General features: G+C 62.0%; 21 protein-coding genes. 14 read left to right on the top strand and 7 right to left on the bottom strand.

Going from position 1 to position 13,661, the window contains the following annotated elements; all coding sequences use genetic code 11:
- Positions 1–38: 38 nt before the first annotated feature.
- The gene (locus ACVWYP_RS30655) at positions 39–1,199 is read left to right on the top strand and encodes a DUF2652 domain-containing protein (RefSeq protein WP_304495909.1); all 1,161 of its coding nucleotides are present in this window, start codon (positions 39–41) and stop codon (positions 1,197–1,199) included.
- 42 nt (positions 1,200–1,241) lie between these two features.
- Here ACVWYP_RS30655 and ACVWYP_RS30650 read toward each other — a convergent pair whose 3' ends face one another.
- The 6 genes from ACVWYP_RS30650 to ACVWYP_RS30625 form a co-directional block, all read right to left on the bottom strand.
- Positions 1,242–1,784 (bottom strand): hypothetical protein, encoded by a 543-nt coding sequence (locus tag ACVWYP_RS30650; protein WP_028342639.1) that lies wholly within the window; start codon positions 1,782–1,784, stop codon positions 1,242–1,244.
- Between the two features lie 134 nt (positions 1,785–1,918).
- Entirely contained in the window at positions 1,919–2,137 is a 219-nt protein-coding gene (locus ACVWYP_RS30645; RefSeq protein WP_028342638.1) for a hypothetical protein, read from the bottom strand.
- A 133-nt stretch (positions 2,138–2,270) separates the two neighbouring features.
- Positions 2,271–2,462, bottom strand: a complete 192-nt coding sequence (locus ACVWYP_RS30640; protein WP_456684250.1) for a hypothetical protein — start codon at positions 2,460–2,462, stop codon at positions 2,271–2,273.
- A 55-nt stretch (positions 2,463–2,517) separates the two neighbouring features.
- Positions 2,518–2,706 (bottom strand): hypothetical protein, encoded by a 189-nt coding sequence (locus ACVWYP_RS30635; RefSeq protein ID WP_304495908.1) that lies wholly within the window; start codon positions 2,704–2,706, stop codon positions 2,518–2,520.
- A gap of 231 nt (positions 2,707–2,937) precedes the next feature.
- Positions 2,938–3,171 carry a hypothetical protein gene (locus ACVWYP_RS30630; RefSeq protein WP_212058313.1) on the bottom strand — a complete coding sequence of 78 codons (234 nt, stop codon included), beginning with the start codon at positions 3,169–3,171 and terminating at the stop codon, positions 2,938–2,940.
- Between the two features lie 14 nt (positions 3,172–3,185).
- The gene (locus ACVWYP_RS30625) at positions 3,186–3,443 is read right to left on the bottom strand and encodes a hypothetical protein (protein WP_304495907.1); all 258 of its coding nucleotides are present in this window, start codon (positions 3,441–3,443) and stop codon (positions 3,186–3,188) included.
- A gap of 245 nt (positions 3,444–3,688) precedes the next feature.
- On the opposite strand from ACVWYP_RS30625, the gene ACVWYP_RS30620 reads away from it, so the two are divergent.
- On the top strand, positions 3,689–4,099 hold the full coding sequence (locus ACVWYP_RS30620; protein ID WP_456684249.1) for a hypothetical protein: 411 nt from the start codon (positions 3,689–3,691) through the stop codon (positions 4,097–4,099).
- A 211-nt stretch (positions 4,100–4,310) separates the two neighbouring features.
- Complete coding sequence (locus ACVWYP_RS30615; protein ID WP_026191834.1) at positions 4,311–5,657, top strand: IS5 family transposase; 1,347 nt, start codon at positions 4,311–4,313, stop codon at positions 5,655–5,657.
- Positions 5,658–5,668: 11 nt separating this feature from the next.
- Here the strand turns inward: ACVWYP_RS30615 and ACVWYP_RS30610 are convergent, their stop codons facing one another.
- Positions 5,669–6,835, bottom strand: coding sequence for a tyrosine-type recombinase/integrase (locus ACVWYP_RS30610; protein ID WP_038380539.1), 1,167 nt, complete (start codon positions 6,833–6,835; stop codon positions 5,669–5,671).
- Positions 6,836–6,936: 101 nt separating this feature from the next.
- Between ACVWYP_RS30610 and ACVWYP_RS30605 the strand changes: the two genes are divergently transcribed.
- The 11 genes from ACVWYP_RS30605 (at position 6,937) to ACVWYP_RS30555 (ending at position 13,524) form a co-directional block, all read left to right on the top strand.
- A complete protein-coding gene (locus tag ACVWYP_RS30605; RefSeq protein ID WP_157790979.1) occupies positions 6,937–7,380 on the top strand; it encodes a MerR family transcriptional regulator in 444 nt (147 codons plus the stop codon).
- A 53-nt stretch (positions 7,381–7,433) separates the two neighbouring features.
- Positions 7,434–7,631, top strand: a complete 198-nt coding sequence (locus ACVWYP_RS30600) for a hypothetical protein (RefSeq protein WP_038380537.1) — start codon at positions 7,434–7,436, stop codon at positions 7,629–7,631.
- Positions 7,632–7,634: 3 nt separating this feature from the next.
- The gene (locus tag ACVWYP_RS30595; RefSeq protein ID WP_157790978.1) at positions 7,635–7,898 is read left to right on the top strand and encodes a hypothetical protein; all 264 of its coding nucleotides are present in this window, start codon (positions 7,635–7,637) and stop codon (positions 7,896–7,898) included.
- 189 nt (positions 7,899–8,087) lie between these two features.
- Complete coding sequence (locus ACVWYP_RS30590) at positions 8,088–8,414, top strand: hypothetical protein (RefSeq protein ID WP_080586273.1); 327 nt, start codon at positions 8,088–8,090, stop codon at positions 8,412–8,414.
- Positions 8,407–8,631, top strand: a complete 225-nt coding sequence (locus tag ACVWYP_RS30585) for a hypothetical protein (RefSeq protein ID WP_038380534.1) — start codon at positions 8,407–8,409, stop codon at positions 8,629–8,631. Before ACVWYP_RS30590 ends, ACVWYP_RS30585 begins: the two co-directional genes overlap by 8 nt.
- A 53-nt stretch (positions 8,632–8,684) precedes the next feature.
- Positions 8,685–9,842, top strand: a complete 1,158-nt coding sequence (locus ACVWYP_RS30580) for an AAA family ATPase (RefSeq protein WP_157790977.1) — start codon at positions 8,685–8,687, stop codon at positions 9,840–9,842.
- A gap of 407 nt (positions 9,843–10,249) precedes the next feature.
- A complete protein-coding gene (locus ACVWYP_RS30575; RefSeq protein WP_038380533.1) occupies positions 10,250–10,879 on the top strand; it encodes a hypothetical protein in 630 nt (209 codons plus the stop codon).
- Positions 10,869–12,236 carry a DNA-packaging protein gene (locus ACVWYP_RS30570; protein ID WP_456684248.1) on the top strand — a complete coding sequence of 456 codons (1,368 nt, stop codon included), beginning with the start codon at positions 10,869–10,871 and terminating at the stop codon, positions 12,234–12,236. The genes ACVWYP_RS30575 and ACVWYP_RS30570 overlap by 11 nt, the downstream gene beginning before the upstream one ends.
- 14 nt (positions 12,237–12,250) lie before the next feature.
- Positions 12,251–13,102, top strand: a complete 852-nt coding sequence (locus ACVWYP_RS30565) for a hypothetical protein (RefSeq protein WP_456684247.1) — start codon at positions 12,251–12,253, stop codon at positions 13,100–13,102.
- A gap of 9 nt (positions 13,103–13,111) precedes the next feature.
- Positions 13,112–13,324: a hypothetical protein gene (locus ACVWYP_RS30560; protein ID WP_304495470.1), complete on the top strand. Its 213-nt coding sequence runs from the start codon at positions 13,112–13,114 to the stop codon at positions 13,322–13,324.
- 17 nt (positions 13,325–13,341) lie between these two features.
- Entirely contained in the window at positions 13,342–13,524 is a 183-nt protein-coding gene (locus tag ACVWYP_RS30555) for a hypothetical protein (protein ID WP_456684246.1), read from the top strand.
- Positions 13,525–13,661 lie beyond the last annotated feature (137 nt).

Raw genomic sequence — 13,661 nt, 5'->3', positions numbered from 1 at the left:
CACGATTGGGCGTGAACCGGTTGCGCAGGAGGTCCCCCATGCTTCCGAAGGCTGAAGCGACCTATTTCGCGATTGCCGATATCTCCGGCTATACGAATTTCCTCGCGGCGGTCGAGCTCGACCATGCGCAGGACATCATCGCCGATTTCATGGATACGGTGGTGAAAGCGCTGCGCCCGCCATTCCGCCTCGCCAAGTTCGAAGGCGACGCCGCGTTCGTCTACACCACCGCCGAAGCAATCGACGGCTCGCTGCTGCAGGACGCGATCGAGGGCGCCTATTTCAAATTCCGGCGGCGCCTGCGCAACGTGCGCCAGGCCTCGACTTGCGAGTGTCAGGCCTGCATCGCGATGGGCGATCTCGATTTCAAGTTCGTTATCCATCATGGCGAGATGGTGAAGCAGAAGATGGGCGGGAGAGAGGAGCTTGCCGGGCGCGACGTCATTCTGGTCCACCGGCTGCTCAAGAACACGATTGGCGAGAAGATCGGCGGGCGCGCATATGCGCTCTACAGCGACGCGGCCATCCGCGCGATGGGCATCGATCCGGTCGCGCAGGGTCTCATCGCGCATCACGAAACCATCGACGTCATCGGCGACGTGACGCTGTGGGTGCGCGATCTCGAGGCGGCGTGGCGGCAGGAAGACGCGCAAACCCGGATGCAGGTGACGCGTGACGATGCCTACGCCATGCTGGAATTCGACATCGCCGCGCCGCGGCAGACGGTGTGGGAGTTTTTCACCGTGCCCGGGCAATGGCAGAAATGGTGGGACGCCGACGCCATCGTCGAGGATTCCGGCAAGGGACGACGCGGTCCCGGCACGAAGAACCACTGTATGCACGGCAACCATACCGTCATTGAGGAGATGCTCGATTGGCGCCCGACCGATTATTTCACGGTGGGCATCACGCTTCCGATTCCCGGCGCGCCGCGGATCGTAATGACTCGCGCCGTTCTGGACGGTCCAAACGGAATGACGCATCTGGAGCTGCGGGTCGCCAAACCTAAGCCAAAGGATCGAGAGTTCGTCGACGGCGCCGCAGCCAAATACACCGAACGCATGACCAAGGCGATCGCCGGCTTGCGATCCATGCTGGAGGGGAAGCAGCCTGCCCTCGACGCAGTGGAAGAGCCGACGCTGGCGCGATCGGGCGGGCGCTTCCTGACCGAACCGGTGAAATCGGGGGAGCGCGGCTGAAGCCCAACGGACCCGGACCGATCCGGCGAAAAGGGGGCCCGTTTACTTGCCCGAGCGCGGCAGCTCGTTGATCGCGGCGCGGACCTTGGCCATGGTCGTGGTGCAGTATTCCTCGCGCTCCTTCAGGAAGCGCTGCTGCTGGGCGCGGAAATTGGCAACCCGCTCCCGCACCTCGGATCCGAAGTCGCCGGTGATGTCGAGCCTGGCAAATTGCGGCGGCTGCGCCGGTTGAGGCGGGACTTCGACGACCGTCACCGCCAAAGGCGACGGAGCGGGGGGCAGGCCCTCGAGCACGGTCGGCACCGGAAGCGGAGGCGGCACGACCGCAGCCCGCACCTCGGCCGCAGGCTTGACGCTGAACGTGGCGATCGCCTCGGCCAAGGCCTGTTCAGCGGCGGTTGGCAACGCGGCGACGGGTGCAGGTGTAGCAACAGGTGGTGGCGCGGCGGTCGGCTTTGCGGCAGGCGGCCCCGCCGTCTGCGGGGCAGGCGCCGGCGGCTCGGCGTCGGGCAGCTTGCCCTTCACCGACTGTACGAAGGCCATTGTCTGAGCGATCAGGAGATCGCGTTCCTTCATCCACTTCATGGCGCACCTTGAGCGCGCGGATTCCAGCAAAGCAACCGCGCGGAATCAAGCGCTCGCCATCATGATGGTTGACGAAGACGCCTGTTTGGTAGGCGCGGTGACATAATTGTGACAGGCCGCGCGGTCGTGGACGGTCAGCGCTGACGGGGATTGGTGTTCGGCACGAACGGGGTACCGACGATTCGGACCGGGGGCTGACCGCCCGCCGCCGCTTGATTCGCGGCCGGCCGAGGCGCGGGGTTCGCCGGCGCGGGTGCCGGATCGAGCAGGGCGACGAGGCCGGCCGCGGCCACGCTGAGCAGCGTGAACGTGCCCAGAAGCAGCAGATTGCGGTCGGATTCGCGGACCCTCATGCGAGGAAAATCGCGTGAGAGGGCATAACGTTCCGAACAAATCCTCAGGGCGTTGTCGAGCTGATTTGGCCTCACCTTAAGAGCGAGCATCAGGAGAGGACGAACCGGTGAGCCGGCCGGAACGGGATGGGGTTCAGTCTAGTGGGGCCGCTACCGCAGCGGGTACCTGTACCTGCTCGATGCTGCGCGCCTCGATCAGGTCGGCGTAGCGGCCATATTCCTCGGCCATTTCGAGCAGCTTCTCGCGCACCGCGGCGTCGGTCACCTGCCGGGCCAGCCGTCGCGCCTGATCGGATTGGAAGCGGTAATGTGCTGTGTCGGACATGGTGGCGGCTCCTCACATATCTGTAAGGGCCACCCGGCAAAGGTTCATCAAGGTGTCATTGCAGCGTCGGTGGGCGATCCGCCGGCGGAGCCGACGCGGCGGGCCCCGTCTTGTCCTCGCGGACCTCGACTTCGAACCAGCCCATCTCCTTCAGCTCGCGTGCCTTCTTCTCGGCCGCGTCTTCGCTGTCGCGCTTCAGCACGATTTGGCTGGTGCCATCTCGGGCAAGGATCAAATAGGTCATTGGCAGAGTCCCACCCCGCATTCTGCATACCCCGTTTGGGGCCGCAAGAACAGAAGCAAGGCGAGGGATGGGTGATCCTACGGGAAGGATCCCACGATTCCTGCCAGGGAGGTGTCGCGGCGGCTGTCCGGACCGGCCCTGCGGTGGCAGCGCCGGTTCGGAAAGGGCGAACTGCCTCAGCGCTTCACCACCACGTCGATGTGGCGGTTTCTGTCGTCCCACCGATGCGCCTTAGCGTTGGGTGCAGACGAAGCGAGTGCCGTTCTTCGTCGTGCCGGTGGCCCGGCTGCCCTTCTTCGCGACGGGATAGTTGTTGCCGTTCGGGAAGCCGGTGAGATGGATGTAGGCGCTATCGCCGCCATCATACGACCCCGAGATCAGACCCGGGGCGGAGCAGGTCCAGCCTGCGGCGCTTGCCGGGATGCAGCCGATGGCAAGGAAAGCGAGGGCGAGTGCGATTTTCATGTCCCCCTCAGGGCTCATCGATAGCCCGCGCTGAAGTTATGGTCGCGAATGCCGATCGCCTTGGCCTGTGCTGCGGACACCCGATCCCGACACTGGATGTACCTCAGGACCTGCGCGTCGGTGCCCGCGGAGTGAGCGCGCCACATATCGAGAGTAAAGCCGTTCTTGGCCATACAGGCCTGGGAGTGAGGGCTGTCATTGCGCTCCCTGGCGCTCGCCGGAGCGGCGGCCAACGTGGACAGGACAATCGCTGTGCAGAAAACAATCTTCATTTTGAAATTCCCAAAGATGAAAGTGCGGGAACAATAGCCAGCGGGAACAAAATCACAAGTAGTCGTCGCGTGGGTACTCAACGCTCGCTAGGGCTTCATGCAAGACATTGCGAAGCGCGGAGGTCGTTGCATTGGCTAGCGCTGAGCGCGATCGACGATGCGGCACTCCCGACAACCGGAATACTACGGCTCGCTCTGTACATTCTCGCTCTGTACATTGTGGGCAATCAGGCGAAGCGCTTTGATTGAATCGCGACGACGTGTTCGAATCGCAGTCGGGAACGACGCACGGCGCAAGCCGCGCATATCTGGATGGAGGACGCGATGCCCAGGCACTTCGGTTTGAAGGCAGCATCGGCCGCAGGACGGTCGGCGTTCACGGGATCATCGAGGGATTTGCAGCAGCGGACTGCTTCGGCGTCGGCATCGAAGAAGCATGCTCCGGACAGCTCCGCAGCGTCGAAGCGCGCTTCCCCATGCGCGGAACTGCCGTATTCGCCTGCGAGCTGGCGGGGCTGCCGTGGGCGGCGGTCGATCTCGGCGGACTGAAGCTGGGTCGCAGCGGCCAGGATGGCGAAAATCCAAGCCAATTGGTGCCGGCTGAGGGGATTGAACCCCCGACCTTCAGTTTACAAAACCGTTTAGTATCCAACTAAATCAATAACTTAGCCGTTTCGTGTTGCAGTGGCGTTGCAACTAGTCGTCCGTGAAGATCGGCTAAGCGATTGAGGCAGAATCGCATTTGCTGGTGTGGACTGTTTTTGGATTGCAAGGTTTTGATGTTTCGAGCCTCGGAACCTTGCAATTTCATTTTCAGGATTCAGTCGAATCGCCAGTCATGATTCCGTGGTCGCGTCGGAGGTGACGATGCGACCGAAGAAGCAAAGGACGACGGGATCTGGCGATCTGTTCCGGGCCAGGCTGGACCAGATCATCAACATGAAGCACGAGCTGGTTCAGCTCGCCGGCAAGGTCGATTGGGACTGGATCGACGGCGAGATCGCGCCGCTCTACAGCGAGAACGGTCGGCCGGGGATCGCGACCCGCTTCGTGATCGGGCTGCTGCTGCTCAAGCAGATTTACGGCCTGTCCGATGAGGGGGTGTGCGAGCGCTGGGTCCACGACCCGTATTTCCAGTACTTCACCGGCGAAGAGTTCTTTCAGCACGCGTTTCCGCACGAGCGCTCGGACCTGAGCCACTGGCGCAAGCGGCTCGGCGACAAGCTGGAGCTGTTGCTGGCCGAGAGCCTGCGGGTGGCGCACGAGGCCGGCGCGTTACGCAGCCAGGACCTCAAGCGGGTCACGGTCGATACCACCGTGCAGCCGAAGGCCATCGCCTTCCCGACCGATGCCAAGCTGCTGCACGCGGCGATCAGGGGGCTCAACCGCCTGGCGAGGAAGCACGGGGTCAGGCTGCGGCAGTCCTATCTTCGCATTGCCAAGACCGCGGCCATGATGGCGGGACGCTACGCCCATGCCAAGCAATTCAAGCGGCATCAGCGGCAGTTGCGTATCCTGCGCAGCCGGCTGGGCCGGATCATCCGCGATATCCGCCGCAAGATCGAAGGTCAGGCCGTGCTCGAGAACGCGTTCGCCCTCCCGCTCGGCCGGGCCTCGCAGATCCGCTCGCAGCAGCAGCGCCAGCGCGGCTGGAAGCTCTATTCCTTCCACGCCCCGGAGGTGGAGTGCATCGGCAAGGGCAAAGCAGCCGCGCCTTACGAGTTCGGTGTCAAAGCCTCCATCGTCACCAACAACCGCCGTGCTCCCGGTGGCCTGTTCGTGCTGCACGCCAGGGCGCTGCCCGATAACCCCTACGACGGTCATACCTTGCGCGACGTCATCGACCGCACCGAGACACTCACCGGCTGCGCGATCGAGCGGGCCTATGCCGACAAGGGATATCGCGGCCACGACGCACAGAACCCGCGCCGTGTCTTCATCTCCGGCCAGAAGCGCGGGGTCTTCGGTATCATCAGGCGCGAGCTGCGCCGCCGCTCCGCCATCGAACCCATCATCGGACACCTGAAGACCGATGGTCACCTCGGCCGCTGCTACCTCAAAGGCCGCGCCGGAGACGCCGCCAACGTCATCCTCTCAGCCGTCGGCCACAACTTCCGCCGCATCCTCGCCTGGCTGAGGGGTCTTTGGCGCCTCTTCCTGGCCACCCTCATCGCAGCCATCAGCGACCGTTCACCGCTGCAATCGGCTTCTTAACGGACGACCAACTAGCTCCCGAGCAATCGGGCCTGGATATCTTCTGCCGCACGCTGATCGGCATCGCTGTCCTTGAACATGTGGCCGTAGCGATCGAATGTCATCTGAATGGTCGAGTGTCCCATCAGTTTTTGGATTCGCTTGGGGTTCATTCCCTGCTCGATCCAAAGCGAGGCGCAGGCGTGGCGGAGCGCGTGCATGCCGTACTTGGCCACCGAAGCCACCTTGGGCCGGCCGTCCTCGCCAAGCGCTGGCTTATCGCCTTCCATGACGGGCTCAACCACGGTCACACCCGCCGCGACCTGTAGGGGCTCGAAACCCCTCGACATCAGGTTGCTATGGGATTCGACGCCGCCGGCCCCAGTGGGGAACACTAAGCCAAGATCGCCTTTGGGGCACACCAGTTTCCATTCGCGCAGTCCGTTGAGCACGATCGGCGGCATTGGCACCGACCGATAGGCGGCCTTGGACTTTAACCGGCCAATCTTGTGGAACACGTCGGCGCGCTGGTTCACGTTGATTTCGCGGGCCTCGAAATCAACGTCCTGCCATCGGAGGCCACGAAGCTCGGATGCGCGCAGTCCGCAGAATATGGCGACCAGGATGAGGGGGCGCAGGCGTCCCGATGCGGTCGAGATGATGGCCTGCAGCTCAGCCTTGGCCGGAATGACGGGACGGGGGTCGTCACGGTCGGGCAGGTCCAGATCCAGTCCAGCAGTCGGGTCGAAGGACGACAGTCCCCGGCGCTGAGCCTCACGGAATATGGAGCCAAGAGACCGCACAGCGCGCCGGATCATTTCCGACGATCGGCCTTCTTCGCGCAAGCGATCCGCGAATGCGCTGATTGCCGGGGCAGGCAGCTCGGCCAGCTTCTTTGCACCGATGAACGGCGCTATGTGCAGGTACAAGTGCTCTTCATAGCCCTTGATGGTGCCGGCCTCGAGGTTCTTTTCCCGGCACCGTTTCAGCCAGAGCGCGCCGGCATCGTTCACGGTGGGAGAGGCGCTGGTCGGGGTGTGTAGGCCGCGCACCAGGTCGTGGCGCGTTTCTGTGAGCCACGCCTCAGCGTCGCCCTTGCGCTCGAAAAGCTTTGCTCGACGCTTGCCGCCGCCGTCGACGTAGGACGCCTGCCAGCGGATCAGACCGGAGGGAAGTTTGCGCTTGCGGACTGTGGCCATGACCACCCCTTGGGAAAATCCATCAACCAATAAAAAATGTTTGACACGGCCGCGAACGCTTGTAAAGTGCAAAGTGCGCATTACGTACTTTTATGGTGATCATGGACCTCTACAGCTTGGCCGACCTTACCCGCATCACGGGCGCCAAACGTCGCTCCATACAGTTATGGGCCGACGCGGGGGTCATTTTCGCCGAAGAGCAGACCGACAGAGCAGGGACTGGCACGCACCGGAAGTTCTCCAGGGACGAGGCAATCATCGCGTGTCTCATTCATCCGTTCGCAGCTCGCCAAATTGCCATCGGCGAACTGATTGCGATTTCGAAGTCGGTTCGTCAGGGCTTTCTGAAAACGAGCGGTCTCAAAAAGATGATTGAGGACGCCATCCGCGGCGACGATGCTTGGTGTCTGATGTATGAAAGTTGGGACGGCGGCAACCGGACTACGCTCTTCAAGGGCGTTCCCGAATTTGGCGGACTTCGCAAACCAGGTGGTTTTTCAGTGCTCATCTGCCTTGCGAACTACCTGACTGAACTGGACAGCTAATTTTTTTGTCGTGATAAGTGCGTAAAACGTATTTGGTCAAAACAGGAGATCGAATGACCACAGATCTGGCAGACGACTTGCTCGAAGGAATGAAGGCCATCAGCCGGTTCACCGGGAGGCCCGAGCGGAGGCTCTACTATCTCGCCGAAAACAACCTGCTGCCCGGTGTCTTCAAAGAGGGCGCGCGATGGATCGGGCTAAAGAGCGTGATCCGAGAGCGATATCTCAGCGCCGCAAAGGGAGAGTCTTGATCGATGATCCCAATTCGAAACCCCATGGCGGCTAGACCGGAGCGGCTGATTGCCCGCGTGGCCAAATCAGGTCGCGAAGAATTCCGGATCTCACTGAAGGGCTACAGCGACGGCGAAACGAAGGCCGAGATCCGAATTTTCGAACGCCGCCGCGACCACGATTGGGAAGAAACTCCGCGACACATCGTCATCGGTCGCGATTATCTCCTCGGTGTGGTCGAAGGACTGCTGGAGGCTAGCGCGCTCCTGAAATCGGAGGCCGCATAGTTCTATGGCGAGCAAAGAAAAGGGCCGCCAAGAGGGCGACCCGATTCCGAATGATGGTGTCTGGCGAGACACTGCGGAATCTAAAGCACCTCTTCCCAAACTTCAAGCTTCATGCCTGATGCGTCGAGCTGCGGTGTCGGCAGCTATGGCTTCAATCCTTGTGCATCATCTACACGGCGAGGTGGTGCGATGAAGGGCGGAAGAGCATCCCGCGACAAGGGCAACCGCGCCGAACGCGCGATTGTCCGCTTTTTCCAAGAGCGCGGCTTTGCTGCCGAACGCGTCCCGCTGAGCGGCGCTGCTGGCGGCTCCTATCTTGGCGACCTGACGATTCCGGTTCTGAATGTCGATCGAGTTGCTGAGGTGAAGTGCCGCGCTAACGGTTTTCGCGAACTCTACAAGTGGCTCGAGGCCAGGGACCTCCTGATTGTCCGGGCTGACCGGAAAGAGCCTTTGGTAGTTCTGCCGCTGAAGCTGGCGGCTGAGATCGCCGGAAAGGCAGGTGGTCATGAATAGCCATCGCCTTATGGTCTCCGATCCGGCAATCCGGAAACAGCTCCAGCTCGCCGGTCTGCGCTTCATGTACAGCCGGGCGCGGTGGCTCGCCAGCGAGGCGCGCTTTATCGGCGTTCAGCTAAAGAGCGGCCGAATTACTTCAACGCAGGCCGACGCTAGGCTCGAGGAGCTGGGCGCATTGGATCTCGTCTACCCTGAGCTGATGGGTGCCGAATGAGGCATGCAAACCAGTTCGACTGCCCCATCCCGGAGGTAAGCAGGCACGATCCGATGCCGCACACCTATCCCAGCGGTGCCGCATCAGCTCCACGCGATGAGAAGACGGGACGCGGCTTTGAGTTTCAGCTCATCGAGAATTTCTCCGCGGGGCCGGCCGCAAAGCCATGGCTGATAAAAAACATCATTGCGAAGGGCGAAACCTCGGCATGGATTGCGCCACCGGGCGGAATGAAGTCAGCGCTACTTGCGGAGCTGTCCATCTGTGTTGCGCGCGGGGTTGATTGGCATGGCTACAGGGCTAAACGCGCGGGAAGCGTTCTTTATTTCGCGCTTGAGCGAGCCGATCTAGTTCGGCGCCGGCTTAGGGCTCATGTTGAGCGTCTGGGCTTGGAGGATGCACTGCTAAACATCGCAGTAGTCCCAAGCTTGGTTGATCTTATGAACCCGGCGATCGTCAAAAAGGTGAGTGAGACGCTTGAGCGCGCAGGCCACTGCTTTGGCGGCGGGGCGCCAGATTTAGTCGTCTTTGACACCTTCGCAAAGGCAATCGCGGCCGGGGGAGGCGATGAGGATAAGGCCCAGCATCAGGGCCGCGTATTCACCCACCTTGCAATGATCCGCGAGGAGGCGATGAAACTCGGCGCCGGTGGTCCGCACTTCGCCATCGTCGGTCATACCGGCAAGGACGAAAGCCGCGGCGCCAGAGGCTCCAATGCCTTCCGTGGCGACGTTGACATTGAGGTCGCTATTTCCGGCGAGACGATCAAAACGGCCACTGTTACCAAGGCCAACGACATGCCTGAAGGCCCGCTGTTTTCGTTTACATCAGAGATCCACGAATTCGGCAGGGACGAGGATGGTGACCCGATCACAGTCAACATCATCAGCACCGAGCACGTCGTGTCCGAGGCGCAATCTCGGCGCATCAAATGGGGCAAGGGTCTCCGGCTGGTCCGCGATGCCATCAACGCAGCCGTCCTCGAAGCCGGCAGAGATCATCATGTTGGTGGCACCGGACCCGTGGTGAAGGCAACGACCGTGCAGGCCGCCAGAGCCGCCCATGGCCAACGCTACGTCAGCACAGGCGACGGAGACCGCAGCGAAGCAGAGCGCAAGGCGTGGACGAGAAGCTTCAAGCAGGCCCGTGATCTCAACCTTGTTGGTGGCGAAGTCGCTAACGGCGACGAACTGATCTGGCTCCTATCATGACTGGGACAAACGGGACATCGGGACACCCCTATAGGGTGGTGTCCCTGTCCGTCCCGTTGTGGTGTCCGGGACAATGTCCATAAATGTCCCGTCCTGTCCCGAATGTCCGGATTGATTGATGCTAACCAACCAAAGCCAAAAGCAACCGCTGCCCGCGACGCATGTTTGCTGTCGTCGCTACGCTAGTTTCTCTGCCAGTCTAATCTGAGCAGCAGATATTGCATCTGTTGGTCCCGAATTCGCGCCGTCATCTCAATGGCTTGCAGAGCGTGTTGCGCCCGTGTTGCGTCGATTGTAGACGTTTGTAATCGCGGCTGTTGAAACGCTACAGAATATCGCGGTAGATTCACTGCATCGGCTCAGTCCGATGTGCCCATGGCCGCGCAAGCGGAGCGGGCTTTCCACGGATGTACTGGAAAGTCACGCTGCCCATGGGCGTCACACGCTCCCAACGTTGCCAGATCTGTCGTCACCCCGAGCGGTGGCGCATTGAACTATTGCGCGCTGGCGGCGCCTCCCTCGACAGTTTGGCCGACAAGTTCAGCGTCGATCGCGATGCGATCTGGCGCCATTGGTCCAAGCACGTCTCGGACGAAACGAAGGCGACCTACCTGGTTGGTCCGGCACAGTTAGCCGAGCTGGCGGAGAAGGCGGCCAGCGAGGGTGACAGTGTCCTCGACCACCTCCGCATGGTCCGCACGGTGCTGTCCGGCCAGTTGGCGGCGATGAACGAGGCGGGCGACGGCAGAGGCGTTGCTTACGTTGCCGGCCGGTTGACGGCGGTACTCGAGACGATCGCCCGCGTCACTGGCGAGCTGGGCTCGATGGCCCAAAGCATCAACATCACCAACAACGTCGCGGTTCTGGCCGAGCACCCGGCTTTCCTGCGCATGCAGGCGACCATGCTCAAGGCCCTTGCGCCGTTCCCTGATGCGCGTGCGTCGGTGGTGGCAGCACTTCGCGGCCTGGACGCAGAGGACTCACCAGCGGGCCTGCCAAGCCCGTCTGTGAGTCGGGTAATCGAGCATGCAGCCTAGCCTCGCGACACGACTGGCGGACGCGCTGGCCGATGGCGGCTGGCGTGCCAAGGCGCGTCCTAACCAGCTTCCTCCGGAGGGCGATTGGCTCGGCTGGCTGCTCATGGCCGGCCGTGGCTTCGGCAAGACGTTTACCGGCGCCGGGTGGGTCAGCGAATTGGTCGAAACGGGCGTCGCCGGCCGAATTGCCTTGGTGGCCCCCACGGCTGCCGACGCTCGCGACACCATGGTGGAGGGACAGAGCGGTTTGCTCCGGCTGGCGCCGTCCTGGAATAGGCCGATCTATGAGCCTTCCAAGCGTCGATTGACCTGGCCGAACGGCGCCACTGCAACAACGTTCTCAAGCGAGGAGGCCGACCGTCTCCGCGGTCCGGAGCACGATGCCGCGTGGGCGGATGAGTTGGCGGCCTGGACGGATGCTCAAGCATCGTGGGATATGCTGATGTTCGGGCTTCGGCTCGGCAAGCATCCTCGTTGGCTTGTGACGACCACACCGAAGCCGGGCAAGCCCCTCAAGGAATTGCTGGCCCGCGAAGGAAAAGACGTCGTAGTCACGCGAGGCTCGACGCTTGATAACGCCGCAAACCTTCCGCCGAGCTTTCTAAAGGCGATCCAGGATAGATACGGCGGCACCCGCCTGGGCCGCCAGGAAATCAACGCTGAGCTGCTCGAGGATGTGCAGGGCGCCTTGTGGACCCGCGACATGCTGGAGAAGGCGCGGTTCACGGGCAGCATCCCGGATCTCAAGCGCGTGGTCGTCGCGATCGACCCATCCGGTACCGGCGGACAGGATGATGGCGGGGACGCTGTCGGCATTGTCGTTGCCGGCGTCGGCCGGGACGGACTGGGCTATGTTTTGGCTGACCGCACCATTAAGGAGTCCCCTGCTGTGTGGGGGGCCCGCGCCGTAGCTGCCTACCATGAATTCAGGGCTGATCGCATCGTTGCTGAACGAAACTTCGGTGGCGCGATGGTTCAGCATGTGATCCGCACCGTCAATCCCAGCGTGCCTTACCGCGAGGTGACCGCGTCGCGCGGCAAGATCCAGCGCGCCGAGCCGATCGCTGCGCTCTATGAGCAGAACAAGGTGCGTCACGTTGGCAATTTCACCGAGCTTGAAGACCAACTCGCCGCGATGACATCCGAGGGATTTCTCGGTGACGGCTCGCCCGACCGCGCTGATGCTCTGGTGTGGGCTTTGACTGAGCTGATGACCAAGCCGCAGGCGGCCTGCGGCTCGCAGATGGTTTATCGCAGAGTCAGCTACGCGGATTCATCCGGCCGCGAGCAAACCAGCAAATTCGATGGACTAATCACCGAAGGCTCATTGGCCGGCGGCTTTGCAACACGACGATAAGGAGAGGAGGCGAAATGAGTTCGATTGGTGAGCAATTCGGCGTCAAAGGTCGGCGCAAGATCTTGCAGGCGGACGTTCCCGGACGGCCGAACCATGCCATCCATTTTTGGGAAATCAAATCGAAGCCGGGATCGACGGTCGAGCGGCTCGAGAAGGCGTACCTGAACACGTTGGCCGCCATTGATCTTGCCGAGAGCATTGGCAAGCAGATCGCGGCTGACGCTCGGTATACCGAAGCTGGCAGGCAGGATCAGCACCGCAATCATCTCCTGCATCGGGCTGTGCCGGTGTTTCACCAGGGCCGCCGCGCGATCTCCAAGGCCAAGCAGGAATTGGACGAGATGCGCGGGCGTCTCCAGCTTCCGAAGGTCGATCCGACCGACGCAGCCGGGGCGATTTCGCGGATGGAAATTAGGACATGGCTCCGCAGCCTGCCTCAAGGTGAGCGCGACAAGATCACGCGTGGGGAGAATATCGATCCCAATATCCGTACCGCGATCATTGATGCGCCGGCCGTTATGACCGGAGTCTCCGATTCTCATCTGAGCCTGCTGAAGGAGAAGGTGCTGCGGGAGGCGCACGGCTCTTTGATCGACGATATCGCCGAACTGGAGACCGCGATCAACGTCGCGAGTTCTGCGGTGGAGGCCGGTCGCGACAGCGCGCGTATCGACACTGGCCTGTCGCCGCAGGAGTTCAACGAAGCTGCTGCGCTGATCGAAGCAAGGGAGCAAGTGCCCTGGCTGAGAAAAGGCAAGGTGGTTGATCTCGAGCGCGGTGTGATGCGGGAGCCGACCGAAGACGAGCTCGCCAACGGCATCGAGGCGTCAAACCTCGAAGAATTCAACCGCCTCAAGGCGGCATGAGGACGGCTGATGAACGAAGATGTGAGCGCGACTGGACCCGGCACGAGGCTGGACTTCCCTGGTGGCGATAGCTTGATTGGCTATCGGTTGCTCGGCTTCAGAAGGAAGGGTGCGCGCACCGCGCCGACCGGCAACCAGGCATCAGAGCCCAACCTACTCAGCGCCGTGGCTGCCGGCGCGTTTAGCGATCTCTCCAGCCGCATTCTGCGCAAATCAACATAATCACGAAAGGACATGAAATGAAGACCGCACTTCCTCCCGGAACAGATCAGCGAGCAGCAACGGACGCGCTCGCCAACGCCACGGAAGCAACCGTGAAGGCCCTGGCCGCTCAACAGACCGCGCCGCGGCCGGCGGGCACGAAGGCGGACGTCACCGTCGAACTGCCGGCAAAGAATCTTCGATCGTCTGGCGCGGCCTAATCCCACCGCACCAACGAAAACCGGGCCCCAGTGGGATGCTGGGGCCCGGTGCCCGTATCAGGAAAGATTTAGCAAATGCCCACTCTCGATAACTGCATCAATTCAATCTACGAGCCCGGAAACATCGGCTCAAGCAG

This window comes from Bradyrhizobium sp. USDA 3262 (assembly GCF_054060035.1).
Note: the sequence above shows the minus strand (reverse complement) of the source record. Positions and strands in the feature narration are given on the sequence as shown.

Coding starts and splice junctions, on each gene's coding strand:
- ACVWYP_RS30655 (WP_304495909.1), top strand. CDS start 39: ATGCTTCCGAAGGCTGAAGCGACCTATTTCGCGATTGCCGATATCTCC.
- ACVWYP_RS30650 (WP_028342639.1), bottom strand. CDS start 1,784: ATGAAGTGGATGAAGGAACGCGATCTCCTGATCGCTCAGACAATGGCC.
- ACVWYP_RS30645 (WP_028342638.1), bottom strand. CDS start 2,137: ATGAGGGTCCGCGAATCCGACCGCAATCTGCTGCTTCTGGGCACGTTC.
- ACVWYP_RS30640 (WP_456684250.1), bottom strand. CDS start 2,462: ATGTCCGACACAGCACATTACCGCTTCCAATCCGATCAGGCGCGACGG.
- ACVWYP_RS30635 (WP_304495908.1), bottom strand. CDS start 2,706: ATGACCTATTTGATCCTTGCCCGAGATGGCACCAGCCAAATCGTGCTG.
- ACVWYP_RS30630 (WP_212058313.1), bottom strand. CDS start 3,171: ATGAAAATCGCACTCGCCCTCGCTTTCCTTGCCATCGGCTGCATCCCG.
- ACVWYP_RS30625 (WP_304495907.1), bottom strand. CDS start 3,443: ATGAAGATTGTTTTCTGCACAGCGATTGTCCTGTCCACGTTGGCCGCC.
- ACVWYP_RS30615 (WP_026191834.1), top strand. CDS start 4,311: ATGCGACCGAAGAAGCAAAGGACGACGGGATCTGGCGATCTGTTCCGG.
- ACVWYP_RS30610 (WP_038380539.1), bottom strand. CDS start 6,835: ATGGCCACAGTCCGCAAGCGCAAACTTCCCTCCGGTCTGATCCGCTGG.
- ACVWYP_RS30605 (WP_157790979.1), top strand. CDS start 6,937: ATGGACCTCTACAGCTTGGCCGACCTTACCCGCATCACGGGCGCCAAA.
- ACVWYP_RS30600 (WP_038380537.1), top strand. CDS start 7,434: ATGACCACAGATCTGGCAGACGACTTGCTCGAAGGAATGAAGGCCATC.
- ACVWYP_RS30595 (WP_157790978.1), top strand. CDS start 7,635: ATGATCCCAATTCGAAACCCCATGGCGGCTAGACCGGAGCGGCTGATT.
- ACVWYP_RS30590 (WP_080586273.1), top strand. CDS start 8,088: ATGAAGGGCGGAAGAGCATCCCGCGACAAGGGCAACCGCGCCGAACGC.
- ACVWYP_RS30585 (WP_038380534.1), top strand. CDS start 8,407: ATGAATAGCCATCGCCTTATGGTCTCCGATCCGGCAATCCGGAAACAG.
- ACVWYP_RS30580 (WP_157790977.1), top strand. CDS start 8,685: ATGCCGCACACCTATCCCAGCGGTGCCGCATCAGCTCCACGCGATGAG.
- ACVWYP_RS30575 (WP_038380533.1), top strand. CDS start 10,250: ATGTACTGGAAAGTCACGCTGCCCATGGGCGTCACACGCTCCCAACGT.
- ACVWYP_RS30570 (WP_456684248.1), top strand. CDS start 10,869: ATGCAGCCTAGCCTCGCGACACGACTGGCGGACGCGCTGGCCGATGGC.
- ACVWYP_RS30565 (WP_456684247.1), top strand. CDS start 12,251: ATGAGTTCGATTGGTGAGCAATTCGGCGTCAAAGGTCGGCGCAAGATC.
- ACVWYP_RS30560 (WP_304495470.1), top strand. CDS start 13,112: ATGAACGAAGATGTGAGCGCGACTGGACCCGGCACGAGGCTGGACTTC.
- ACVWYP_RS30555 (WP_456684246.1), top strand. CDS start 13,342: ATGAAGACCGCACTTCCTCCCGGAACAGATCAGCGAGCAGCAACGGAC.